Source organism: Flavobacterium agrisoli, assembly GCF_016522065.1.
Lineage (GTDB): Bacteria > Bacteroidota > Bacteroidia > Flavobacteriales > Flavobacteriaceae > Flavobacterium > Flavobacterium agrisoli.
The window spans coordinates 425,532-449,563 of record NZ_JAEHFV010000001.1 but is presented as its reverse complement, the minus strand read 5'-3'; the positions used below and the strand labels follow the sequence as shown (position 1 = coordinate 449,563).

Here is a 24,032-nt window from a genome sequence, read left to right as displayed (position 1 = left end):
GTATTTTTTACGTATATATACTTATTTTTTGTTGTGATTTTTTAAAAAAAATACCCTCATAAAAAAGGGTATTTATAAATAAAACGACATTAATTCAATTCTAAGAAGTTGCTAGTTCTTCTTCTAGTATAATTTTTGTTGCTTTTTGCTGTTTAGGTTCTTTTTGTTTAGCCATTTTGGTAATCACGATATGCATCCAAATTAAGCAAATAACAGATAATACCAAGATTAAAATCCAAGAACTTGACCAAAAACCGGTGGCATTTAGTAAATATCCAAATAATATTGGGCCACAAAATCCCCCTAAACCACCAATCATACCCACCATTCCGCCAACAACCCCAATATCATTTGGAAAATAGTCTGGAATGTGTTTGTAGATGGCTGCTTTTCCAATTCCCCATGAAATTCCAATGCAAATAACTAAAAACAAGTAAATCCACATGTTTGCGTCAAATTGAATTTGGGTAACACCTTTTGCAATTAGTTCTTTTTTATTGATTTTTTGATTTTCTTCTACAATTACATTTTGCCAAGTTGTTTTTGATGGCAATATAGAACTGGTCTGTGTTTGTTTTTCTGGAGTGACAATCGGGTATTTTTGATCATCAATTTTGATATATGAATCAGTAATTTCGGTCACAGTTCCTTTTTGAGTTGACATTACTCCCGGGCCTGCCGTTTTTACTTCCATTTGCGGAATCATTAATAAAATACTCAATACAATAGTGGAGCCAAAAACCCAATACATTACTTTTCTTGCTCCGTATTTGTCGGATAAATAACCTCCAAATGCTCTAATAACGCCCGATGGCAAACTAAAAAGTGTAGCAAACATTCCGGCAGTAACCAAACTCGTTTGGTACACATTCATAAAATTAGGAACAAGCCATTGCGAATAGGCTACAAAAAAACCAAAAACTAAAAAATAGTAAAATCCAAATCGCCAAACACGAACACTTTTTAATGCGGAAACACGTTGGGCAATGGTTTTGGGTGTACCATCAGTTTTTTTGTTTTTTGTAAAAATAAGGAAAACGATTCCGATAAGTAATAAAGCTGATCCATAAATCACGGGGATTATTTTCCATCCATTTTGTGGATTTCCGGCAGAAAAATAATTGAGTAGAGAGGGAATTAAAAAAGTGGTAATGGCTGCTCCTGCGTTTCCCATACCGAAAATTCCCAACGCTCTTCCTTGCCATTGTTTCGGATACCAAACAGAAGTAAAACCAATTCCAACAGCAAAGCTAGTTCCTACCATTCCGAATAAAAAACTCAAGATAGCAAACATCAAAAAGCTATCGGCAAAAGGTAATAAAAACATTGGAATCGAAGAAAACAGAAGTAAAAAAGAATACACGTATTTCCCTCCATATTTATCAGTTAAAATTCCCATTGGCAAGCGCATTATGGCACCCGTTAAAACAGGAATTCCTAAAAGCCATCCTACTTGAACAACACTCCAATCGAAAATTCCATTATCAACTAAGTAGGTAACTAAAACCCCGTTTAAAGTCCAACAAGCAAAACACACTGTAAAAGCTAATGTGTTTAAAAAAAGGATGCGATGTGAAAAAGCTAAATTTTGATTCGTTTCCATAGTACTTATATTTTCATACAAAAATAAGTAGTATGACTTAGTTAAAAACTGACAAAACGCAGTTTTATGAAAAAAAAATAAGTATTAGTACTTATTTTTTTTATTTTTAAATTAAGTAGGGATTTGAAATTTAAAGAAGCGAAAACTCAGCTGCTTTATTAGAAAGCTCCATTAAGTTTTTTACTTTAAGTTTTTTCATCAAATTGAAACGGTGAACTTCTGCGGTACGTTTGCTAATTTCGAGGGTTTCAGCAATTTCTTTGTTTCCTTTTCCCGAAAGTAATAAAGCTAAAATTTCTTTTTCTCTTTTGGTAATCAACATTTCTTCTGCTAAAGCGGGTTTGTTATCGGTTGTAATAGTACTACTACTGCTGGTTAATTGCCCAACTAAAATGGAAGAAATATCACCACTAAAATACTTTCCTCCATTTGAAACTGTATGAACTGCTTTCAAAAATTCATCCTTGCTAGATCCTTTTAGTAAATACCCATCAGCTCCTGCTTTTATTGATTTTAAAACGTATTCTTCTGATTCATGCATCGAAAGCATGATAATTTTAGTAGTGTTTTGTTGAGCACGTAATTTTTCTACTACTTCAATACCTGTTAAGTATGGCATTCTGATGTCTACAATTAGCAAATCGGGTTGTAAATTAGCAACCACTTGTAAGGCTTCGGCTCCATCAATTGCTTCACCAACCACTTCAATATTGGTTTCATTTTCTAATAATGATTTAATACCATCTCTCACAAAAACATGATCATCGGCTAAAACAACTCGAATTGTAGTATTCATAATTACTTAATTTATCGGGTAAAATTACGTATATTCATCTAAAATAAAAGGCTAATATACGTATTTCTGCAATAATAAGGAATCTTAAAGATATTGAAAATTAAAAAAGAGAATTGATTTGCATTATTACAAGTAAATGCGCAATTGTAGTTAAAAATTAGCAATAAAATATGAATTTGAACCGATGTTGAACTTAAATCGGAATATTAAAGGTTACTCGAGTTCCTTCGCCTAAAATCGAATTAATATACACGCGCCCGTTAATATATTGCACTCTTTCGTTCATAAACAATAAGCCCATTCCAGATTCGCTGTTGCGCCTTTTTTCAACGGCTTTTTTATCAAAACCTTTACCGTTATCGTCTATATTGATACTTAGTATTTTTTCGCTATGTGAAAGTTGTACTATAATATGAGTAGATTCGGCGTATTTAATGGCATTATTAATGGCTTCTTGGGTCAAACGATAAATATTGATTTCGATTAAAGAATCCAATCGCTGGTCAAAATCAGTTTTATTGTAAAACAGAATTTCTTTTCCGGTAAGTTTGGATAACTCTTGTGTTAGTTTAGCTAATGACGAAACAATTCCATGATCGGTTAATTCGGGCGGCATTAAATTGAAAGTGGCCGTTCTAACTCCTTTAATAATATCGACCGAAAGTTTTTTGAGGTATTCAATTTTTTGTTCCGATTTTTCTCGATCATTTAAATTGATGCTTTCTAAACTAAATTTTAATCCTGTAAGCATTTGCCCGATACCGTCGTGAATTTCTTTGGCAATTCGGTTTTGTTCATTTTCTTGATTTTCAACAATTTTACTGGAAATAATTTTTTGCTGATTGATTTTTTCGGTACTATTTTCAAAATTCAATCGTTCTACCTCTTGTTGCGCTTTTTTACGTTCGGTAATATCAAAGCAAATAACCAATAATTCGGATTCATTTTTTCGAATTGTAACCGGAACCATTGATAAATCTAACCAAATAAAATCAGTGTCATTGATGGAAATTTTCAATTCACCTTGCCAACCGCTTCGCTGACGTTCCAATATAATTCGGTCAATTTGTTGTTGTTCTTTTTCGTTGACGGCTAGGAGCTTAGAGAATTTGATATCTTTAGTAAATGAATTGTAATTCAGTCTTTTGGCAAATTTTTCTCCAATATGAATAATGTGTCCCGAATTGGTAATGCGGCAATAGAGTAGGGTATTTTCCATTGCATAATTCAAGGATTTTAATTCTTTTACCGAATTTTCTTTTATTTCACTTAAAATCTCGGTATTGTAAGCGAGTTTTAATGCTTTTTTCTCAGAAGATAATAATTTAGAAAAAAGCTTTTCAATTTTTTCATTTGTCGGTTTAAAGATAAATTGAAATTCTAATAACAAAACCAATAAAGTAAAAACGAATAAAATAATTTCGGTTAGGCTTTGTTTGGTTACTTTTTCATGTGCTTCTTTATCATGAGTCAGTACAATTTCATTCATTTTTTGCAAAAAAACATCGCCATTTTGCATGATTTCGGCAACAAGTTTTTTGTTGTCTTTGGTCGATTTTCTTTTTTTATGTTGAATAAATTGATTGGTAGCTTCAACCATTTTTTTATAACTAGGCTGAATTTCTTGGTACAAAAGCACTAGTGTTTTGCTTTTATCTTTTGGAAACCCCAACGAATCGTTACCCATAGTTAACGCTTCTTGGTTTTTGCTCCAAAAATTAAGTGTTTTTTGTAGCGTTACAATTTCATTATCAGTCGAATCGCTTTCAACAAAATGCAGTCGTAATACTTCTTTCACGATTTTCTGACTCAGCATACGTTGTCTACCGGAAATATTGATAATTCTGGAGTCATTACGTTGTTGATTGAGATTGTATTGAATTAAAATTTGGCTTAAAAGAACGGTAATTCCGATGGTTAATAAGGCAAAAAAATACAGTCTGCGTAATCGAATAAACGTGTTTTTATCACTAGAAACTTTTGTTTTTTCTTTCATTAAAAAACGTTTTAAAGTTCAAGCGCGCTTTTAATTAATTCGAAGTTTTCGGGTGTGTAATTTATTTTTAGAGCTGCTGCATGTCCGTTTTCAGACATTTTATCCCAGGTTTTTTTAATGATGTTTTTAAGTTTTTCATCATCGTGTTTTTCCACAAAAGGTTCGAGATAAAATTCTAAAAAAACCAAACAAATTACATCTTCTAGAAGTTGTGTTTCGGCATCTTTTTTTAGGAGTTTTTTTTCAATTAAAAAACAAACACGAGCTATAAATTCGTCGTTGTATCCTGCTTTTTCTAAAATTTCGGAAGTAGTTTTGGCGTGAAATTTTTTCAATTCTTCACGCCATTTTAAGTAACCCACACGATCCATTGGATAGGAACTTCTATCAATTTTCCAACGGCAAATGTGTTGTGCTTTTGAAGCTATTTGAATTGCTTCGGAAGCTTGTGGATAAAATTGCAGTAAACGTTCGTACATTCGATTAGAATATAATAATTCTTTCGGATATTCGATTCCGTTGGCAATTTCTATATTGGGATCTTGTGCGTTTTCAGCATCAATCCATTGGCTTGCTTTTTGAAAAGAGGTTTGAGTCATAACTACAAAATATATGCTCAAAGATATTATAATTAATCTAAAAAGCCAACAAATACCTCGTTTCCTACTACTTTTACAGGGTAAGTTGCAATGCTGTAATCTTCTCCACTAAGACAACTACCGTCTACTAATGAGAAGGTCTTTTTGTGCATTGGACAAGCAATTTTTGGGGTTTCTTCAGAAGAACCTAACATTCCTCTTGATAAAAGCATTTCCATTTTATGAGGACAGGCATTTTGACAAGCATACCAAGCGTTTCTTCGGGAATAGTTAAAAACCGCAATTTGTTTATTTTTGTATTTGATGCATCCGCCACGGTTGGTTGGAAAATCTTCGATAGTTCCTGCTTTGAACCAGATTTTGGCATCTTCAGGTTGTACAGTTTTGTATTGGCTTAAGATATCTTCCATAATATTGAGTGTTGGTTTATCTGTTTCTTATCCCTCTTTGTACAATCAATTGTGAGAGTTTGATGGCGCAGTACAGAAGAGGGTAAGAGGACAGCAAAAGTTTAAAATGGTATTTTTTATTTTTTTTTTGATTATGATTTTACCAAGGTTTTGGCATTTTTTGATCTCTTAAAGGAACAAATTCGATATTATCATCTTTGTCATCGCTATTTACAAAGTGACTGAAACGTTTTAATAATCTTGGTTTTTCAAGTACTTGTTTCCACTCGCATTCGAAAGTTCCAACCAATTGTTGCATTTCGTTTTCAAGCGTTTCGCAAATTCCCAAACGATCGTCGATAATTACTTCTTTTAAATATTCAATTCCGCCTTCTAATTTTTCTAACCAAGTCGAAGTTCTGATTAATGGACCAGCTGTTCTTATATAATACATTAAAAAGCGATCCATATATTTGATTACAGTTTCCTTATCAATTTGTTCAGCCAATAAAACTGCATGTTTTGGGTTTGCACCTCCGTTACCGCAGATGTATAAATTCCAACCTCCTTCAACAGCAATTAAACCAAAATCTTTACCACGCGCTTCGGCACATTCTCTAATACAAGCCGAAACACCACCTTTAATTTTGTGCGGAGAACGAATTCCTTTGTAACGGTTTTCTAATTCGATTGCAAATCCGGCGCTATCATCCATTCCGTAACGACACCAAGCATTTCCGACACAACTTTTTACAGCTCTTAAAGATTTACCGTAAGCATGTCCGCTTTCAAAACCATTATCGATAAGAATTTTCCAAATTGCTGGTAAATCGTTCACATGGGCACCAAATAAATCAACACGTTGTGCACCTGTAATTTTGGTATAAAGATCAAATTGTTTAGCCACTTCACCGATAACGATTAATTTTTCGGCAGTGATTTCACCACCCGCAACTCTTGGTACAACAGAGTAGGTTCCGTTACGTTGAATATTAGCTAAAAATCTATCGTTAGTGTCTTGAGTAGTAGTGTGTTTATTAGCGGTATCGTTATAAATACTTGAAAAGATAGAAGCAACTACAGGTTTGCAAATTTCGCAACCATCTCCCGTTCCATGATGATCAATTACATCGTAAAAATTAGTCAGTTTATTGATTTTTACAATATCAAATAACTCTTGACGCGTAAAGGCAAAATGCTCACAAATTACATCTTTTACTTCTTTACCCATGCTAACTTGGGCAGCTTTTACCAAATCGATAACCATTGGTTTACAACCACCACAGCCTGTTGCCGCTTTTGTACATTTAATTACATCACCTAGAGACTCGCATGAGCCATCGGTAATAGAACCACAAATAGCACCTTTGGTAACATTTTCACAAGAACAAATTACAGCAGAATCGGGTAAGTCTAAAGCACTACCAAAAGACGAACTTTCTCCACCTCTTGAACCTAAAATTAAATCTTCAGGATTTTTAGGCAATGCCATTCCGTTGTTATAAATTTGGAATAAACCGTTGTAATCACTAGAATCACCTACTAAAATTCCGCCTAATAATTGTTTACCATCTTTGGTAACATTAATTCTTTTGTAAATACCACTGAATTTGTTTTCATAAACAATAGCGGTAACCTCTTCATTTTCGATAAATGGATCTCCGAAACTTGCTACTTCAACACCAATTAATTTTAATTGTGTCGACATATCAATGGTGTCTCGCATTAATTTATCGTTTTTCAAAATTTGTTCAGCAGCCACATCAGCCATTTCGTAACCTGGCGCAACCAAACCATAAATCATTTCGTTATATAAAGCTACTTCTCCAATAGCATAAATATAAGGATCTGAAGTTTGCATTTTGTTGTTTACCACAACGCCACCGCGTGTCCCTACTTGGAGTCCCGATACTCTTCCTAGTTCATCACGCGGCTTTATTCCGGCAGATATAACCAACATATCAACTTTTAACAATTCATTTTCGGCAAACATCATCCCAGTAATAGCATGATCGCCGTCAATGTATTGTGTCACTTTATTGAGATGAATCCCAATATTTAACTCTTCAATTTTTGATTGCAACATATCGCTTGCCCCTTTATCCAATTGTCTTGGCATTAGTCGAGGTGCAAATTCAACAACATGTGCATTTAAACCCAAATCACGAACGGCTTTCGCAGCTTCCAAGCCTAATAAACCTCCGCCTAATACAGCTGCTTCGGTTGCGCCATTTCGTTTTATTTTTTGGGCATACGCCATGATAGCATCTAAGTCTTCAATGGTACGGTATACAAAAACACCTTCTTTTTCTACCCCTTGAATTGGTGGCACAAAGGCACCCGAGCCCGTAGCAAGTACTAAGTAGTCGTACGTATATGTGTTTCCTAAATGCGTTACAATTATTTTTTTCTCTCTATTAATATCCGTAACGAGTTCTGAAGTATTTAATTTAATACCATTTTCATCATACCATTCCGATGTTGAAAGTGATAAATCTTCAGCCGTTTTTCCTCCAAAATACTCACTTAAGTGCACTCTGTCATAAGCGCGTCTTGGTTCTTCTCCAAATACAGTTATTTGATACTGCTCTTGTCCAGGTTTCGAAACAAATTTTTCACAAAACTTGTAACCCACCATACCGTTTCCAACTACTATAACTTTAATCATGGCTTCTTTAATTAAGTATTACTACGCAAATATAAGTAGTTTTACTTATATATAAATACTTAATTTTAATTTTTTTAAGTATTTGGACTCATTATAAATACGTATTTTTACTAAAAAAGCAGTTCATGTACAGAAAACACAAGCATTTTGCTTAATTTATTAAGAAATGTTTATCTTGTGTATTATTAAAAATTCAGAAGAGAATGTTTATTATTGTAATTTTTTTCTGTAAAATAAAAAACCCATACGTATGAAAATGAAAGGCTACTTACTAAATATACTTATTTTTAACTTGCTTTTAGTTAGTTGTAAGTCAAAAACTATTTATCGTGATACTGAGAATAACAATACTACTTATAATGAATCTGTAATGAAGGAAATTGTTAAACCTTATTTTAAAGCAGGAGGGAACGAGCCTTTTTGGAATATCGAAATTGCAAATAATCAAATTCTTTTTACTTCTTTAATTGAAGGATTTGAGAAAGTTCAGTTTGATCATGTAGATCCAATTCGTGTAATGGATGCGAATGTAAAAACGTATAGATTAAAGAATAATGATGTATCACTAAACATTACCATATCACAAAAAGAATGTTCGGATACGATGGCTGATAAAGTATCATCATATAGTGTACGAGCTGATATTAAAAAAAATACCGAAAAAGAATACCAACTTTTAAACGGCTGCGGAAATTATATTGCCGATTACCGCTTACATGATATTTGGTCTTTGGATTACTTAAAAGGAAAAAAAGTTACAAGCGAAAATTTTGCCAAACAAAAGCCTTATATCGAAATTAACAACGCCGAAAACACCTTTATGGGATATGCCGGTTGCAATACGGTAAATGGAAAAATTTTTACCGAAAACAAATTATTACGTTTTACAGATGTCATAACTACTTTAAAAATGTGTTTGCCTAACAACGAAGAAACTGCCTTTTTACAAGCTTTACAAAGTGCTACTGCGTATAAAATAGAACAAAATAGTTTGACACTTTCCAATCCATCGGGTGATTTGTTGGTTTTTAGAAAAGTGGATTAAGTTTCGTTTGTCGAAAGTAACTGCAATGTTCTGTAATTAAACATTCGTAACATTTTGGTTTTGGTCTACAAGTTTCTCTTCCTAAAAAGGAAATTGCCATACCGATTTCATCCCAAATAGAACGTTTTATTGCCGCCATTAGTAATTTTTCAGCTTTTAGTCCGTCTTTTGTTTCTGGAATAATTCCAATTCTTGGCGCTACTCGAATTACATGTAAATCGGCTATAATACCTTCGGCTGGTTTTTGGCTTTCGTGTAAAATTACATTAGCCGATTTTCTACCAATGCCTTTTAAAGCAATTAAATCTTTTAAATTCATCGGAATAGCATTGTCTTCTTTTATTTCCTGAGCTATTTCAATCAACCAATTGGCTTTTGTTGTGTAATTTCTAACCTTTGCAATATATGGTAGTAATTCCTCTACATTGCTTACAGAAAGGCTTTTCATGTTCGGAAAAACTTCGAATAGGGCAGGTGCTATTTTATTAATATTTGCATCTGAATCTTGAGCAGATAAGACAACCATTACCAAAAGTTGATATGTATTTTGGTACTCTAAAGGATGTTTTTTACGACTATATTTATTTAAAATCGGTTTTAATTTATCTTCCCAATTCTCGTTTCCCTTAAATAAATTCATTTTTATTCTTTAAAATCAATCGATAATGAATTCACGCAATAACGTTGTCCGGTTGGAGTTGGTCCATCATCAAAAACATGTCCCAAATGGCTTCCACAATTGGCGCAAAGTATTTCTACTCGTTTCATTCCGTGACTCAAATCCGTTTTATATTCCACTTTCCCTGGAATTGATTCGTCAAAAGAAGGCCAACCACAATGCGCATTGAACTTGGTATTACTTTCAAATAAGGGTTCTCCACAGGCACCACAACAATAAGTTCCTTTTTCAAAATGCAAATTGTATTTTCCCGAATGCGGATATTCAGTTCCTTTTAATCGTAGAATTTGATAACGTTCTTCTCCTAACTGTTCTTTCCACTCTTGCTCTGATTTTTCGGTTTTGTATTTCATTTTAATGTTTTTTATAAAATTATTGATTTTTTAGAACAAACTCAACACATAATCATACTTCTTTTTATTAGAAAGATTTCATACGTTTTTCAATTCATTATAAACAAATCCGATCATTTTATATTTTATTAAAGTAATTCTTTGACAGTTAGTAAAATTAAGGATGCCTTTTTTGCTGAATTTGTAGCAATACTTTACATTTTTGCTTTTTTGATAAAAATTTCAATAAGCCACTTTTGTAGTATTTTTTTCTTAATTTTAGAAAAAACAAAAGCATAACTATTACAAAAAATTAACTCAAACCTCCAAATCGTTAGCATGAAAATTGTTCATATAAGTGCCGAATGTTATCCTATGGCCAAAGTTGGTGGATTGGCCGATGTGGTGGGTGCGCTTCCCAAATACCAAGAAAAAGCGGGGCACGAATCGGCTGTGATTATGCCGGCATATCAAACTAAATTTAGAAATGAAAATCATTTTGAAATTGTTTTTGAAAATGAGGTAATCCTTGGAAAAGAAACGTACCCTTTTCAGGTTTTAAAAGAAAGATCAGGAAAATTAGGATTTAGTTTATATCTGATTTCTATAAAAGAATTCTTTGACCGTAGCGGAATTTACGGCTTTGAGGATGATATTGAACGTTTTATATCGTTTCAATTGGCGACTTTAGATTGGTTAACCTCAATAAACGAAATTCCGGATGTCATCAATTGCCACGATCATCACACAGGTTTAATTCCTTTTTTGATGCAATTGGCTTATAAATACAAAAAATTACAAAACGTAAAATCGGTTTTAACTATTCATAATGGTTTGTACCAAGGGCAATTTGGTTTTGACAAAATAGATTATTTACCCGAATTTGATAAAACTCACATACGGTTATTGGAGTGGGATAATTGTGTTAATTCTTTGGCGGTTGGTGTAAAATGTGCCCACGCTGTTACCACCGTTTCTCCTTCTTATTTACAAGAAATTTGTCATTTTGCAAATGGTTTAGAATCGTTATTTACGGCTGTTTCATATAAATCGAAAGGAATTTTAAATGGTATTGATACTGAATTTTGGAATCCGAAAACAGACACTATGATTGCTGCCAATTATGATTTGAATTTGGTTAACGAAGGCAAAAATCTGAATAAACTTTTTTTATGCGAAAAATTTAATTTGAATCCGGATCTGCCTTTGTTTGGCTTTATTGGTCGTTTATTTGAAGAAAAAGGAGGCGATTTATTGCCCGAAACGGTTGCTACAATTTTAAAAAAGGAAAAAAATGCGAATTTTTTGGTTTTAGGTTCAGGTAAGTCAGAAATTGAACAACAACTTAAAGATTTAGTAACGGTTTTCCCAGGCAATTACAATACATTTATTGGATATGACGAAACGATGGCGCATCAAGTATATGCAGGAGCCGATTTTTTATTAATGCCATCAAGGGTAGAACCGTGTGGACTAAATCAAATGTATGCCTTGCGTTACGGAACTGTTCCTATAGTAAGAAGAACAGGAGGTTTACAGGATACCATTACCGATTTTGGTGATAATGGAAACGGAATTTGCCACCAGCAAGCCTCGGTAGAAGATATTTGTTATTCGGTAAACAGAGCAATCGGCTTATACGAAGACAAAAATCTTTTGGATAAAATCATTAGTAAAGGGATGCAAACCGACCATTCTTGGGAAAGCGTTTGCCAAGATTATATAACAACTTACCAATTAATTAATATAATATGAAAAGTAAAAAGAAAGATGTTATTGCAATTATTTTAGGAGGTGGTCAAGGTTCTCGTTTAGCTCCACTAACTTCAACTCGTTCAAAACCTGCAGTCCCTATAGGAGGAAAATACCGTTTGGTTGATATTCCAATTTCAAATTGTATGAATTCAGATATTTACAAAATATTTGTACTTACTCAATTTAACTCAGCATCGTTAAATGCCCATATAAAAAACACTTTCAATTTTAGTGTATTAAGCGAATCATTCGTAGATATTTTGGCTGCAGAACAAACTCCTGATAATCCAACATGGTTTCAGGGCACAGCCGATGCCGTACGTCAATGCATGCCGTATTTTGTAAAACACGATTTTGAATATGCTTTAATTCTTTCTGGTGACCAATTGTATCAAATGGATTTTAACGAAATGTTAGAAGCCCACATTAATAGTAAAGCGGATATTTCAATTGCTACTTTGCCCGTTAATGCTAAAGATGCCCCAAGTTTTGGTATCTTAAAAAGTAATGCAGATAGTTGCATAGAAGCTTTTATCGAAAAACCAGAAACTGCTCTTTTACCGCAATGGGAATCGGCCGTGAGCGAAGAAATGTTTGCCAAAGGAAAAAAATATTTGGCCTCTATGGGAATTTATATTTTTAACCGTAAGTTGCTAGAAGATATTATGGCCGACCAAGGCACAAAAGATTTTGGTAAAGAAATCATTCCGCAAGCAGTTGAAAAATATAAAATTTTAAGTTATCAATACGAAGGATATTGGACCGATATTGGAAATATTGATTCGTTTTTTGAAGCCAATATTGGACTTACAGATGATGTGCCCGAATTTAATTTATTCGATAATGATAATAAAATATTCACTCGTCCAAGATTATTACCTCCTTCTAAATTCAAAAATTCGTTAATTAATAATTCCCTAATTTCCGAAGGTTGTATCATAAATGCAAAAGAAATTAAAAAGTCGCTGATCGGTATTCGTTCCCGAATCGGAGAAGGTACTGTTATTGAAAATTGCTATGTTATGGGCAACGATTTTTATCAGGATTTAGACCAAATCAATGACGATATCGCTAATAATAAAGCCCTTTTGGGTATTGGAGAAAATTGCTACATTAAAAATGCTATCATTGATAAAAATGTTCGTATCGGAAATGGCGTTTCTATCATTGGAGGAAACCATTTAGAAGACTCAACTGCTACGATGTATAGTATTAAAGACGGAATTATAGTTATTAAAAAAGGAGTGGTGCTTCCTGATAATTTTAAAATTGAATAAAAAACACATAATCCCAACGCTTTCCTTTAAAAAATATTTATGAATAAAGTTATTACGTATTCTCTTTTTACTGATTTTGATATTGCTTTATTCAAAGCTGGAAAACACTACCGCTTATACGAAAAAATGGGGGCACATTTTGCCGAAGTAGATGGTGTAAAAGGCGTTTATTTTGCCGTTTGGGCTCCAACTGCTCATTCGGTTTCTGTGGTAGGCGATTTTAATTATTGGACACAAGGCGAACATCTCTTGCAAGTTCGTTGGGATTCTTCGGGAATTTGGGAAGGTTTTATTCCAAATTTAGATCAAGGAACACTTTACAAATATAAAATTGAATCTAATAATAATGGACTAGTAACCGAAAAAGCAGATCCTTTTGCTTTTTATTGTGAAAAAGCACCATTAACCGCTTCGGTTGCTTGGAATTTGGATTACCAATGGAAAGATTCGAACTGGATGCAATCCCGCAAACAGCATAATGATTTAACGAAACCTTATTCGGTTTATGAAGTTCATTTGGGTTCTTGGAAAAGAAAGGGAAGTGGTAATGATTTTTTGAGTTACATAGATTTTGCCACCGATTTGGTAACGTATGTTCTCGAAATGGGTTTTACACATGTTGAATTTATGCCTGTTATGGAATATCCTTATGATCCGTCTTGGGGATATCAATTGGTAGGATATTTTGCGCCAACATCCCGTTTTGGAAAACCACAAGACTTTATGTTTTTGGTTGATAAATTACATCAAGCAGGTATTGGCGTAATTTTAGACTGGGTTCCGTCACATTTTCCAGAAGACAGTCACGGTCTCGGATTTTTTGATGGTTCACATTTATATGAACATCCAGACAGACGAAAAGGTTATCACCCTGATTGGAAGAGCTTGGTTTTTAATTATGGTCGTAACGAAGTTCGCTCATTTTTGATTAGCAATGCCTTTTTTTGGTTGCAACAGTATCATATTGATGGACTTCGAGTAGATGCTGTAGCCTCAATGTTGTATTTGGATTATTCTAGAAAAGAAGGCGAATGGGAAGCTAATATTTTTGGTGGAAATGAAAATTTAGAAACCATTAGTTTTTTACGAGAATTTAATGAAGCAGTTTACGGCAATTTTGAAGGAATTCAAACTATTGCAGAAGAAAGTACTTCTTTCCCGATGGTTTCAAAACCTACCTTTGTAGGCGGTTTGGGCTTTGGTATGAAATGGATGATGGGTTGGATGCACGATACCTTAGATTATTTTCAAAAAGATACTATTTATCGAAAATTTCATCAAAATGATTTGACTTTTTCGATGCAATATGCTTTTTCAGAAAACTTTATGCTACCGCTTTCGCATGATGAAGTTGTTTACGGAAAAAAATCAATTGCAAACCGAATGCCTGGCGATGAGTGGCAAAAATTTGCAAATCTTCGCTTATTATACGGTTATATGTTTGCGCATCCGGGTACCAAATTATTATTCATGGGAGGCGAATTTGGTCAAAGCGAAGAATGGAATTTTCAACAAAGTTTAGATTGGCATTTACTACAATACGACTATCACAAAGGAATTCAAAATGTGATAAAAGATTTGAATTTTTTATATAAAAATCAGCCTGCTTTACACGAAAAACAATTTGAATACGACGGTTTTGAATGGATCAATTATTCAGACCACGATAATGCTGTTATTTCTTTTATGCGACATGGATTACATCCTAAAAATAGTCTAATCATCGTTTGCAATTTTACGCCTGTTATTCGCCATAATTACCGTATTGGTTTGCCTAATAAAATGGAAATTAAAGAAATATTCAATAGCGATGCTTTACAATACGGTGGTAGTAATGTTCTAAATACAAATGAACTAAAAACCGAAAAACAAGCTTATGATGGCAGAGATTTTTCTGTTTCGTTAACATTACCGCCACTTGCTGTAGTTGTTTTTGAAATTAAATAAATGAAAAAAATATCAAAACTAACTTATTCTTATTTTTTCGAGCCTGATTTGTGTAATCAATAGAAAAAATTGAAAATTAATTGTTTTTTAGTATTTATAACGTTTTCGTTGTTTTTTGTTCGTTTTTTAAGAATTTAACTTGCTTTTTTGTAAGTTTGAGTGAGATAATGCTCTTATAATTTAAAATCAGTTACTATGATCACAAATACAGAATTAGAATATAAAGGCGATTTGTACCCCTCAAAAATTGTCTCTTTTGAATATGAAGTAGATTCGGTTAATTTTTATACAGATAACAAGGTAATTTTAAGAGTAACTATTTTACGCGATAGCTTGCTTCGTTTTCGATTTACTACCAAAGGCTATTTTAGCAAAGATTTTTCTTATGCAATTGATAAAAGTCATTCGCACGGTTACAATCATTTAGCGGTAAAGGAAGAAACGGAATACTACGAAATTTTAACCAGCAAAATCAAATGTCATATTAAAAAATCGGATTTGCGTATTACCATTTATGACTTGAATGACACTATCATTTTGCAAGATGAATTGGGGTTTCATTGGGAGGAAAATTATGAGTTTGGAGGTAATATCGTAAAGACAACCAAACACGCACAAGAAGGTGAATGTTATTATGGTTTAGGTGATAAAGCAACTCAAATGAATCTAAAAGGCAAACGTTTAGAAAATTTTGCTACGGATCAATATGCTTACCAAAAAGACCAAGAACCATTGTATAAATCGGTTCCTTTTTATATCGGTTTGCACAACAAACAAGCGTACGGAATTTTCTTTGATAATACCTTTCGTTCTTTTTTTGATTTTTGTCAAGAACGCCGCAATATCACTAGTTTTTGGGCTGAAGGTGGTGAAATGAATTATTATTTCATTTATGGACCAGAAGTAAAAGAAGTTATTACCACTTATACCGATTTGACCGGAAAACCCGAATTGCCGCCACTTTGGGCGTTGGGTTACCATCAATGTAAATGGAGTTATTATCCCGAAAGTAAAGTAAAAGAAATCACTTCCAAATTTAGAGAACTTAAAATTCCGTGTGATGCTATTTATTTGGATATTGATTACATGGACGGTTTTCGCTGTTTTACGTGGAATAAAGATTATTTCCCTGACCCAAAACGAATGGTGGCCGAATTAACTGAGGAAGGTTTTAAAACCGTGGTAATAATTGACCCCGGAATTAAAATCGACCCAAATTATTGGGTTTATAATGAAGCTTTAGAAAAAGATTATTTCTGCAAAAGAGCCGATGGTCCTTATATGAAAGGAAAAGTTTGGCCTGGCGAATGTAATTTTCCCGATTATACCAATCCCGAAGTACGCCAATGGTGGGCTGGGTTGTTTAAGGAATTGATTTCGGAAATTGGCGTAAAAGGAGTATGGAACGATATGAATGAACCTGCCGTAATGGAAGTTCCGAATAAAACTTTTCCGATGGATGTTAGACATAGCTACGATGGAAATTTTTGTAGCCACAGAAAAGCGCATAATATTTACGGAATGCAAATGGCAAGAGCCACTTATCATGGTGTTAAGAAATTTTCGTATCCAAAACGACCTTTTGTTATAACGCGTTCTGCTTATTCGGGCACACAACGATATACGTCTTCTTGGACAGGTGATAACGTGGCAACATGGGAACATTTATGGATTGCCAACATTCAGGTGCAACGTATGTGTATTTCGGGCATGAGCTTTACAGGTTCTGATATTGGCGGATTTGCCGAACAACCTACGGGCGAATTATACACACGCTGGATTCAGTTAGGTGTTTTTCACCCTTTTTGCCGAACCCATTCTTCTGGTGATCATGGTAATCAAGAACCATGGGCTTTTGACGAAGAAGTAATCGATATTACGCGAAAATTCATCAATTTACGATACCAATTATTACCGTATTTATACACCATGTTTTGGCAATACATCGAAGACGGAGTACCGATGCTGAAGCCATTAGTATATTTTGATCAAGATGATATTCAGACACATTACCGAAATGATGAATTTATTTTTGGAAATCAGATTTTGGTTTGCCCGATTTTGGAGCCTAATGCTGTAGGAAGAAGGATGTATGTTCCGAGAGGAAATTGGTACAATTACTGGACAAATGAATATATAGCTGGTGGTAAAGAAGTTTGGGTGGATACAAAATATGATGAAATTCCTGTTTTTGTAAAAGCGGGTGCTATAATTCCGAAATATCCCATACAACAGTATGTGGGCGAAATTGAATTTGACGAATTAACTTTAGATATTTATTATTTTGAAGGAAAGGAAAAATCGCAAGTTTATGAAGATGCACACGACGGTTACGACCACCGAAAAGGAAGGTTTAGTTATTTGTCTTTTCAAACTACCGGCCGACCTAAAGATCTTATTATTCAGCTTCATAAGGAAGGAAAATTTGAAACACCTTACACCAAATACCGCATTAATTTGATTGGTTTACCATTTAAAGTTACGGGAATTGAGATTGATAATGCGCCTACTGTTTTTGATGTTTCTACTTTCGAAAATGTATTAATTATTCCTAAAGAGTTTAATTCATTACGCATAATAGGAGAATAATTATTAAATTTGAGTATAAAAAATCTAATAATTATGAATAATACATTAAAAATTTTAACAATAGGAGTAGGGTTTGTGGTCGTTTCTTGCGCTACAAATCCATTTTCTGGAAAAAGTACTTTGGCCTTAGTTCCTGACAGTGAAATTTTTCCGTCTTCATTTCAGGAATACGATAAATTTTTGGCTGAAAATAAAGTGGTAACAGGAACTGCTGATGCAAAGAGAGTTGAAACTGTCGGCATGAAAATTAAAGCAGCTGCCGAAAAATGGCTAAATGCAAACGGTCATAAAGATTATTTGAATGGCTACCAATGGGAATATAAACTTATTGAAAGTAAAGAAGTAAATGCATGGTGTATGCCCGGAGGAAAAATTGCATTTTATACTGGAATTATTCCGGTTTGTAAAGATGATGCAGGTATGGCTACTGTTATGGGACACGAAGTTGCTCATGCTTTAGCGAATCACGGTCAACAACGTATGAGTGCTGCCCAATTACAACAAATTGGAGGATCGGTACTTGATGCTGCTACTAGTGGAAAATCGGAACAAACAAAAGCTATTTATGCACAAGCTTATGGTCTTGGAAGTCAATACGGCGTCATGATGCCATTTAGCAGAAGTAACGAAAGCGAAGCAGATAAAATTGGATTAACATTGATGGCTATTGCCGGTTATAATCCAGATGAATCGATTGCTTTTTGGGAACGTATGTCCTCGAGCAATTCAGGTGCTGCACCACCAGAATTCATGAGTACACACCCGTCTGATGCTACCCGTATTGCGAATCTTAAAAAATTAATTCCGCAAGCTAAAGCAGAAGCCGCTAAATTTGGAGTAACTTTTAAATAAAAAGTAACCCATAAAAAAAACGAATACTTGTAATGATAAGTATTCGTTTTTTTATGTTTGATTTACAATTAAATTAATAATAAATGCTTGGAAATTTAGCAGGATTAACTTCGTGCATAATAGCGTAAACGGCTTCATAAATATCTTCTGAAGAAGGTTTAGAAAAATAATCACCATCTGTTCCAAAAGCAGGTCTGTGATCTTTAGCAGTCAATGTTTGTGGTTTGCTATCCAAATATTGATACGCATTTTGGTCTTCAATAATTTGTTTTAAAATATAAGCCGAAGCTCCACCCGGAACGTCTTCGTCAATAATTAACAAACGGTTCGTTTTGGCTACACTTTTGACAATATCGTGGTGAATATCAAATGGTATTAAAGACTGAACATCAATTACTTCGCAATCAATTCCCACAGCTAAAAGTTCATGAGCTGCTTGCTCTACCAAGCGTAACGTGGATCCATAAGAAACCAATGTAATATCATTTCCTTCTTTTAATGTTTCTACAACTCCAATTGGCGTTTTAAATTCACCATAATTAACAGGTGCTTCCTCTTTTAAGCGGTAACCATTTAAACATTCTACCACTAAGGCAGGTTCGTCCGTTTCTAAAAGAGCATTATAAAACCCTGCGGCCTGAGTCATATTTCTAGGCACAAGTACGTTAATTCCTCTAATAGCATTGATAATCATACCCATAGGAGAACCGGAATGCCAAATTCCTTCCAATCGATGACCTCGCGTTCTGATAATTAATGGTGCTTTTTGTTTCCCTACGGTACGGTACTGTAACGAAGCCAAATCATCACTTAAAATTTGAATGGCATATAACATGTAATCAATGTATTGAATCTCGGCAATTGGTCGTAAACCACGTAAAGCCATTCCGATTCCTTGACCGATAATAGAAGTTTCTCGGATACCCGTATCAGCCACGCGAAGCGAACCGTACTTTTCTTGCATTCCTTCCAATCCTTGATTTACATCGCCAATATTACCGGCATCTTCCCCAAAAATTAACAATTCGGGATGTTTGGATAATAAAGCATCAAAATTATCACGAATAATAATTCGTCCGTCTACTTTATTTCCTTCCGGATCATATTCGGGAGCCACTTTGGCTACATTTGTTACTTTCCATTGCGATTCCGAATACAAATAACTGCTAAAATTACGTTGCGTTATTTTGATGTAATTGGAAATCCAGGTAGAAAGTTCTCTTTTATTACTTTCGTTAACTAATATACGATGCACTTTTCTGGCTGTCACCAACATTTCCTTTTTTAAAGGTGCTTTTATGGCAGCAAGTTTTTTTGTGTAATCTAAAATTTCTTCTTTTTTGATGCTTTTTTCGGCAATGCGATTAAGAATACCCACCAATTCTTTTTGATCCTCGATTATCGGATTAATAAAATTATTCCAAGCTTGTTTTTTAGCTTCGATAACTTCGTTTTTAATACGAGATTCAATTTCTTCCAATTCCTCTGGCGAAGCAATATTAATCGCAATCATCCACAAGCGCATTTGTCGGATACAGTCAAATTCTTTTTCCCAAGCCAATCTTTCCGATGATTTATATCGCTCGTGAGACCCCGAAGTAGAATGACCTTGTGGTTGGGTAAGTTCGGTCACGTGAATTAAAACCGGAACGTGATTTTCTCGGGCAATTTGGCCTGCTTTTGCATAAACAGAAATTAATTCGGCATAATCCCATCCTTTGGTAACAAAAATTTCGATACCATTTGTATCAGAATCTTTTTGAAAACCTTTTAAAATTTCTGATATATTTTCTTTGGTGGTTTGTTGTTTTGCATGAACCGAAATTCCGTATTCATCATCCCAAACACTCGTAACCATTGGTATTTGTAAAACACCAGCAGCATTAATAGCTTCGAAAAAAACACCTTCAGAAGTGCTTGCGTTTCCTATAGTTCCCCAAGCTACTTCATTTCCATTATTTGAAAAATTAGTATGATTTTTTACTCCAGGAACATTTCTATAAATTTTAGAAGCCTGTGCTAAACCTAATAATCGAGGCATTTGAGCTGCAGTCGGAGAAATATCGGCGCTCGAATTTTTTTGATTGGCTAAGTTTTTCCAAGAGCCGTCTTCGTTTAAACTATGGGTTACAAAATGTCCGCCCATTTGTCTTCCTCCCGACATTGGTTCTTCTTCCAAATTGGTATTGCCATACAATCCAGCAAAGAATTGCAAAGGAGTTAACTCCCCAATGGCCATCATAAAAGTTTGATCACGGTAATAACCCGAACGAAAATCACCATCTTTAAAAGCTTTGGCCATTGCCAATTGTGGGACTTCTTTACCATCACCAAAAATACCAAACTTAGCTTTTCCTGTTAAAACCTCTTTACGTCCTAACAAACTACACTCTCGACTAGTTATAGCCAAGGTATAGTCTTTCATTACTTCGGTTTTGAAATCTTCAAATGTTAAGGTATTGTTGGTATGTTCTTTTATCATAATAAAAAGGGAATCTCTTTTAAAATGCAAATTTAATTAAAAACTATCGATTTTTTAAATTTATTAGATTAAATATAATTGAATAATTTTTATGTTTTTTGCAATTTATTGAGTTTTACAAGTGTAAAATGCAGTTTATTTGGTTTTTTTTGAATTTTAATTAAAAAACGGTTGTTTTTTGTGTTTTCTAAAACCACTTTCTTGTAAAAAGATTGGTTAAGGTTTTAGGAGAAAATGTGACCACAAACCGAATTTTTTCATAATAATGTGGTTGCGAAATTTCCCAACCTAAATTGGAAGAAATCGGAAAATACAATTCAAAATAGTCCGGAACCAAGTTCAAACGAATTCCATTGTCATACATAAATTGCGTTTTTACGCTTCGGTTTTTCATCAAACCAAAATCGGTATAAAGTTCTATCCAATTCCAAATGGCGTAACTGGCATTTAATGAACTAATCCATTGATTTGCATACGGCGTATTGAGTTTTGATTTGAATCCGCCTTCTGCCATAATAAATTGTTGGCTAAAAAAGCCTGTGCTTTCCGATCGGCCATAATAACCATAATCAAACAAATAATCGGTTGGTCGGTCTACCGCAAAACTAAAATAATCGGTATCGGTATGGTTGTAAATAAACGTTCCAAAATACAATCTTAGATTAAGTTGGCGTTTGTTTTGAAATAATTTACGATATTCTATTTCGGTTGCAAATTTTCCAAAATCTTTAGAAAATTGAATTTCGGGAACAATATTCAAATGTTGGGCAATTTCGGTTTTGGTGTGGTAATAACGTGCATTAAATACCGAATAATTAGGGTTCGAATTATCCGTAACCAAAGCACTTTTTTCCCGATTGACAATAGTTTGTCGAATTAAAATGTGTTGTTTTTGATTGTCTCTAAAGTCTTTTTCTCGAATACTCAAAAATACCGAAGGATTTATTTTTAAATACGTAGCATCTTCAATATAATGAAAATAAGAACCGCTAATCCAATATTTAGCATTGTATAAACGGCTGTTACGATAGTTTGCGTTATATGTTAAATTTCCCGAACCCGAAAAAGTTTGGGCTTTTATAGAGTAGGCGGGATTAATATCGTACGTAAAAGGTTTGTTCAAAATAGTGCGGTTGTTAAAACGTAATCCAGGCGAAAAACCATCGTAATAATTGTAGCCAATGGTTGGCATGAACAAAATTTGATTGTAATTCGGATCTTCTAAATCTTTACCAAAAGTAAATTTTACAGGTTTATTGGATAGTTTAAAACCTCGTAACGATTTCCAATTGTTTCTTAAATTGTATTCAGGAACTTCGTTTTCGTAGTTTAAAACTATTTTGTTTGCGCCATTTCGTGCAAAATTATAGGTAGTGTCTATGGTAGTTACATTCGGTTCGATCCATTTCTTAAATAAAATTTCATTCTTTTTTACGCCATAAACCGGAACGGGAACATACGTATTAGTTTTGCTTTTTACTTTAAACGAAACGCTGTCTTTAGTACTATTGCGTTGTAAATCGGTAAATTTATAATCAATGATTTCTCTCGAATTGATGACCGTATCAAAAAACCAATCGATGTTTTTTGCAGAATTATTTTTAAGGATGTTTTCAAAATCATCTGCTGTTGTAAGCTGCTTTAAATTCAATTGATAAAATTGACTGATGCTATTGGCTACAATTTCTTTACCTAAATACTCATTTAAGTATTCTAAACTCAAGCCAGCTCGGTATTTACTTGCAATTTGCTCGTTAAATTTTATTAAGTTGTCTTTCGACTCGTTTAAAGGTTGGTCTAAATTTTTGCGAGCCATCAACATATAATAATAACTAAACTGCTCGTTGAATTTTAAACGCGCCAATTTGTAATTTTTTGTCAGAAAGAAATTAGAGAGTTTGCCCATCATTTTTTGATCCGGATGGTATAAATCAATATATTCCATAATCAAATAAATTTGTAAAGCATCTACAACCCAAGTGTCTTTTCGTTGGTCAATTTGTAAAGTAGTGGTGAGATAATTATTTAAAAACGTTTTTAAAAAAGTAATTTCAAAAACAAATTCATCTGTAAAAGGCCGTAAAAAAGAAGGCAATTGATTCAGTCCATAAAACGGATTTCGGTTATAATCCGTTTGCGAAACGGTTATATTTTTAAAAGGATAATTGCCCAATTTTTCTTTTGTAAATTGCATAATTTGGTCAATCAATATCGCTTTTTGAATTTCATTAACTCTTTTATTTTCAATACTTGAAAGAATATTTAATGAACTATCACTATAAGTTTGGAATTTTGTTTTTTTAGAAATAAAAAGTGTAAAACCCATACGCGATTTTCCCTCATAAATATCCGTATAATAAGTTGCTTCCGAATGTTTAGTTACAAAATCCAAATCGGTTTTGATATTGTAATGAGCGGGAACTCTAATTTCGATTTCGTAATCCGAAATGGCATTGGCACAATCGTCTAAATTCAAATTGCTATAGGTAACAAATTGGTGGTTTTCAAATCGGGCAGGAGTTAAGTACCAATTTTTCAGATTTATTTCGCCCAAATCCGAAAAACCATATCCTGTGAATTTATCATTCGGAATTTTGATATTATAACTAAGATGAATTTCTACTTTTTCACCGGGATTTAAAGGCTTATTCAAACTTAAATTAACCAAATCCGGATGTTCGAGTGGGCGAGACCAATTTAATTTTTCGCCATTTTGATCGGATAAATTGGTGATAAAAGTAGCTCCATAATCTTGGCTATTAGCATGATGAAAGGTTCTGTAAAATTCGTCCGAAAATCGCTCAGCTAAAGGCGTATTTTTGCTTGAATACGCATTGTTCCAATCGTTTAAAATGATGTTTTTTAAGGTGTCCTGAGAATTATTGTAATAAACTAATTCCTGAATTACATAAATTGATTTGGAATTTAAATCAAATGAAAGCGCCATTTTAGAGTGATGTTGCGCCCATTGTTTTGTTGAACTAACAAAACAGCATACAATGAAAAATAATTTTAGTAGTAGT

At 33.7% G+C, this 24,032-nt stretch carries 16 protein-coding genes; 6 read left to right on the top strand and 10 right to left on the bottom strand.

The features are described 5' to 3' along the window. Positions 1-100 precede the first annotated feature (100 nt). The 6 genes from I5M07_RS01800 to nirB all read right to left on the bottom strand — a co-directional run bounded on the left by I5M07_RS01800 (position 101) and on the right by nirB (position 8,051). Positions 101-1,603, bottom strand: coding sequence for an MFS transporter (locus I5M07_RS01800; RefSeq protein ID WP_200104480.1), 1,503 nt, complete (start codon positions 1,601-1,603; stop codon positions 101-103). A 130-nt stretch (positions 1,604-1,733) separates the two neighbouring features. After that, entirely contained in the window at positions 1,734-2,399 is a 666-nt protein-coding gene (locus I5M07_RS01795) for a response regulator transcription factor (protein WP_200104479.1), read from the bottom strand. Between the two features lie 193 nt (positions 2,400-2,592). After that, positions 2,593-4,395: a sensor histidine kinase gene (locus I5M07_RS01790; protein WP_200104478.1), complete on the bottom strand. Its 1,803-nt coding sequence runs from the start codon at positions 4,393-4,395 to the stop codon at positions 2,593-2,595. Between the two features lie 11 nt (positions 4,396-4,406). Further along, positions 4,407-4,994 (bottom strand): DUF4202 domain-containing protein, encoded by a 588-nt coding sequence (locus tag I5M07_RS01785; protein WP_200104477.1) that lies wholly within the window; start codon positions 4,992-4,994, stop codon positions 4,407-4,409. Between the two features lie 32 nt (positions 4,995-5,026). Further along, positions 5,027-5,404: a nitrite reductase small subunit NirD gene (gene nirD / locus I5M07_RS01780; RefSeq protein WP_200104476.1), complete on the bottom strand. Its 378-nt coding sequence runs from the start codon at positions 5,402-5,404 to the stop codon at positions 5,027-5,029. 139 nt (positions 5,405-5,543) lie between these two features. Further along, complete coding sequence (gene nirB / locus I5M07_RS01775) at positions 5,544-8,051, bottom strand: nitrite reductase large subunit NirB (RefSeq protein WP_200104475.1); 2,508 nt, start codon at positions 8,049-8,051, stop codon at positions 5,544-5,546. A 370-nt stretch (positions 8,052-8,421) separates the two neighbouring features. On the opposite strand from nirB, the gene I5M07_RS01770 reads away from it, so the two are divergent. Further along, positions 8,422-9,096, top strand: coding sequence for an META domain-containing protein (locus I5M07_RS01770; protein WP_233621907.1), 675 nt, complete (start codon positions 8,422-8,424; stop codon positions 9,094-9,096). On the opposite strand, the gene I5M07_RS01765 is transcribed toward I5M07_RS01770, so the two are convergent. Both I5M07_RS01765 and msrB read right to left on the bottom strand, forming a co-directional pair. Next, on the bottom strand, positions 9,080-9,736 hold the full coding sequence (locus I5M07_RS01765; RefSeq protein ID WP_200104474.1) for an endonuclease III domain-containing protein: 657 nt from the start codon (positions 9,734-9,736) through the stop codon (positions 9,080-9,082). The genes I5M07_RS01770 and I5M07_RS01765 overlap by 17 nt on opposite strands. A 2-nt stretch (positions 9,737-9,738) precedes the next feature. Next, positions 9,739-10,128 carry a peptide-methionine (R)-S-oxide reductase MsrB gene (gene msrB / locus I5M07_RS01760; RefSeq protein WP_200104473.1) on the bottom strand — a complete coding sequence of 130 codons (390 nt, stop codon included), beginning with the start codon at positions 10,126-10,128 and terminating at the stop codon, positions 9,739-9,741. A gap of 318 nt (positions 10,129-10,446) precedes the next feature. Between msrB and I5M07_RS01755 the strand changes: the two genes are divergently transcribed. The 5 genes from I5M07_RS01755 to I5M07_RS01735 all read left to right on the top strand — a co-directional run bounded on the left by I5M07_RS01755 (position 10,447) and on the right by I5M07_RS01735 (position 18,527). Then, positions 10,447-11,862: a glycogen synthase gene (locus I5M07_RS01755; protein WP_200104472.1), complete on the top strand. Its 1,416-nt coding sequence runs from the start codon at positions 10,447-10,449 to the stop codon at positions 11,860-11,862. Next, the gene (locus I5M07_RS01750; protein ID WP_200104471.1) at positions 11,859-13,139 is read left to right on the top strand and encodes a glucose-1-phosphate adenylyltransferase; all 1,281 of its coding nucleotides are present in this window, start codon (positions 11,859-11,861) and stop codon (positions 13,137-13,139) included. The genes I5M07_RS01755 and I5M07_RS01750 overlap by 4 nt, the downstream gene beginning before the upstream one ends. A gap of 39 nt (positions 13,140-13,178) precedes the next feature. Further along, entirely contained in the window at positions 13,179-15,086 is a 1,908-nt protein-coding gene (gene glgB, locus I5M07_RS01745) for a 1,4-alpha-glucan branching protein GlgB (protein WP_200104470.1), read from the top strand. A gap of 195 nt (positions 15,087-15,281) precedes the next feature. Beyond that, positions 15,282-17,675 (top strand): glycoside hydrolase family 31 protein, encoded by a 2,394-nt coding sequence (locus I5M07_RS01740; RefSeq protein WP_200104469.1) that lies wholly within the window; start codon positions 15,282-15,284, stop codon positions 17,673-17,675. Between the two features lie 33 nt (positions 17,676-17,708). Next, entirely contained in the window at positions 17,709-18,527 is an 819-nt protein-coding gene (locus tag I5M07_RS01735; RefSeq protein ID WP_200104468.1) for a M48 family metallopeptidase, read from the top strand. Between the two features lie 73 nt (positions 18,528-18,600). Here the strand turns inward: I5M07_RS01735 and I5M07_RS01730 are convergent, their stop codons facing one another. Beyond that, positions 18,601-21,009 carry an alpha-ketoacid dehydrogenase subunit alpha/beta gene (locus I5M07_RS01730; protein WP_200104467.1) on the bottom strand — a complete coding sequence of 803 codons (2,409 nt, stop codon included), beginning with the start codon at positions 21,007-21,009 and terminating at the stop codon, positions 18,601-18,603. A 187-nt stretch (positions 21,010-21,196) separates the two neighbouring features. Next, the gene (locus tag I5M07_RS01725) at positions 21,197-23,956 is read right to left on the bottom strand and encodes a gluzincin family metallopeptidase (protein ID WP_200104466.1); all 2,760 of its coding nucleotides are present in this window, start codon (positions 23,954-23,956) and stop codon (positions 21,197-21,199) included. Positions 23,957-24,032 lie beyond the last annotated feature (76 nt).

Excerpts from the sequence above, each read along its gene's own strand:
- I5M07_RS01800 (WP_200104480.1), bottom strand. The coding sequence starts at position 1,603 with ATGGAAACGAATCAAAATTTAGCTTTTTCACATCGCATCCTTTTTTTA.
- I5M07_RS01795 (WP_200104479.1), bottom strand. The coding sequence starts at position 2,399 with ATGAATACTACAATTCGAGTTGTTTTAGCCGATGATCATGTTTTTGTG.
- I5M07_RS01790 (WP_200104478.1), bottom strand. The coding sequence starts at position 4,395 with ATGAAAGAAAAAACAAAAGTTTCTAGTGATAAAAACACGTTTATTCGA.
- I5M07_RS01785 (WP_200104477.1), bottom strand. The coding sequence starts at position 4,994 with ATGACTCAAACCTCTTTTCAAAAAGCAAGCCAATGGATTGATGCTGAA.
- nirD (WP_200104476.1), bottom strand. The coding sequence starts at position 5,404 with ATGGAAGATATCTTAAGCCAATACAAAACTGTACAACCTGAAGATGCC.
- nirB (WP_200104475.1), bottom strand. The coding sequence starts at position 8,051 with ATGATTAAAGTTATAGTAGTTGGAAACGGTATGGTGGGTTACAAGTTT.
- I5M07_RS01770 (WP_233621907.1), top strand. The coding sequence starts at position 8,422 with ATGAAGGAAATTGTTAAACCTTATTTTAAAGCAGGAGGGAACGAGCCT.
- I5M07_RS01765 (WP_200104474.1), bottom strand. The coding sequence starts at position 9,736 with ATGAATTTATTTAAGGGAAACGAGAATTGGGAAGATAAATTAAAACCG.
- msrB (WP_200104473.1), bottom strand. The coding sequence starts at position 10,128 with ATGAAATACAAAACCGAAAAATCAGAGCAAGAGTGGAAAGAACAGTTA.
- I5M07_RS01755 (WP_200104472.1), top strand. The coding sequence starts at position 10,447 with ATGAAAATTGTTCATATAAGTGCCGAATGTTATCCTATGGCCAAAGTT.
- I5M07_RS01750 (WP_200104471.1), top strand. The coding sequence starts at position 11,859 with ATGAAAAGTAAAAAGAAAGATGTTATTGCAATTATTTTAGGAGGTGGT.
- glgB (WP_200104470.1), top strand. The coding sequence starts at position 13,179 with ATGAATAAAGTTATTACGTATTCTCTTTTTACTGATTTTGATATTGCT.
- I5M07_RS01740 (WP_200104469.1), top strand. The coding sequence starts at position 15,282 with ATGATCACAAATACAGAATTAGAATATAAAGGCGATTTGTACCCCTCA.
- I5M07_RS01735 (WP_200104468.1), top strand. The coding sequence starts at position 17,709 with ATGAATAATACATTAAAAATTTTAACAATAGGAGTAGGGTTTGTGGTC.
- I5M07_RS01730 (WP_200104467.1), bottom strand. The coding sequence starts at position 21,009 with ATGATAAAAGAACATACCAACAATACCTTAACATTTGAAGATTTCAAA.
- I5M07_RS01725 (WP_200104466.1), bottom strand. The coding sequence starts at position 23,956 with ATGGCGCTTTCATTTGATTTAAATTCCAAATCAATTTATGTAATTCAG.